We start from the raw sequence: 385 nt of genomic DNA on the forward strand, positions 1-385 counted from the left end.
CAAGCACACCCTCCGCCTCCGGGAGCCCGCGCAGGTCATGTTGGGATAACCGCAGGCCGCTATCCGGCGCCAGCAGTTGCACTTGCGGCTGACCGTCAACAGAAACGAAAATGGAACGTAACGCTTCATGACGGGCAAACACGCTATCCAGCGCCTGCTGCCAGGCCTCGATATCCAGCTGACCGCACACGTGCAGGGCCATCGGAATATGATAAGTCTCACTGACCCCCTCAAGCTGCGCCAGGAACCACAGGCGCTGTTGAGCGAATGACAGCGGTAACTCACCCTCACGGGATATCGGCAGGATGGCCGGCAGGACCGTGTCCGCCTGACCAGACCCGCCCTGCATGACCTCAGCAAACGCCAGCAAAGTGGGGAATTTAAA

General features: G+C 60.3%; 1 protein-coding gene. It reads right to left on the reverse strand.

Features of this window, described 5'->3' with window-relative positions:
* Positions 1 to 385 (reverse strand): condensation domain-containing protein (locus ABR397_RS23465; protein WP_350307800.1); only part of this gene is annotated, 385 nt, incomplete at both ends.

This window comes from Photorhabdus viridis (assembly GCF_040256935.1).
Classification (GTDB): Bacteria; Pseudomonadota; Gammaproteobacteria; order Enterobacterales; family Enterobacteriaceae; genus Photorhabdus; species Photorhabdus viridis.